This window comes from Neisseria sp. P0021.S006 (assembly GCF_051956895.1).
The window spans coordinates 1-948 of record NZ_JBQCWZ010000520.1; the positions used below are offsets into that span (position 1 = coordinate 1).

Here is a 948-nt window from a genome sequence, read left to right on the forward strand (position 1 = left end):
CGTCATGATAGACGGCAAACCCGTATCCAAAGAGCAGGCCATCAAGCTGCTGCAAAACCCAAACACGGAAGAGCCACCGACTATTGATCCGCAAGACATCCTTGAAAACAACGCCGCCAGCCAAGCTGTCGGCTTGACCGATGATGACGATAATTCAGACTACGAAGTCCTGCGTCCTGACCGTGAAACTCCGCGCAACGAGCCACCCGGCCTCAGCCAAAGCGAGCTCGACAACGCGCGCGCGCAAAACCGTCAGGCAGACGGCGAGATCAACGACCTCTGGGGCGGCATGGACAGCGATGTCAAACAACAAATCCTCGGCGAACAACGCACCTGGATTCAAAGCAAAAAACTCAACTGCCAACAAGCCGCCGCGTCCGCAGACAACGCCGCGCAAGCAGAATACCTGCGCCTGCAGTGTGAAACACGCATGACCCGCGAACGTACGCAATACCTGCGCGGCTATTCCATCAACTAAAACCGATAAGGCCGTCTGAACATTCAGACGGCCCACAAGAAAGCACATCACATCATGCAATACCGAATCCACCGTGAAGGCGATGCCCAAAACACACCCTCTTCAGCCTCCACACCCGTCGACAACTGGGAGCGCAACACCCTGCGCGAAGTCCTCCTCGCCGCCTACCAAGAACAGCGCCGCGCCCGTATTTGGCGCAATATCTGGCGCGGTGTCGCCGTCCTCATCTTCCTCAGCCTGATCTTCGGCTTCGCAGAAGAAGAAGGAAAAACCACAAGTATCCATGCCCGCAGTGAACACACCGCCGTTATCGACCTGACCGGCGAAATCGGCAACGACATCGACGACCAAGTCCAAATCCTGCGCGACAGCATGGAAGCCGCCTACGCGAACGGCAACGCTAAGGCCATCATCATCCGCGCCAACAGCCCCGGCGGTTCGCCTGTCGTGTCCAACACGGCCTTTAACGA

At 57.4% G+C, this 948-nt stretch carries 1 protein-coding gene and 1 pseudogene; both read left to right on the forward strand.

From position 1 onward, the window contains the following. Positions 1 to 478, forward strand: a 478-nt coding sequence (locus ACTHUM_RS15415; RefSeq protein ID WP_440403342.1) for a lysozyme inhibitor LprI family protein, incomplete at its 5' end; no start/stop codon positions are given. 54 nt (positions 479 to 532) lie between these two features. Further along, positions 533 to 948, forward strand: a pseudogene (locus ACTHUM_RS15420) (S49 family peptidase); the annotation flags it as partial.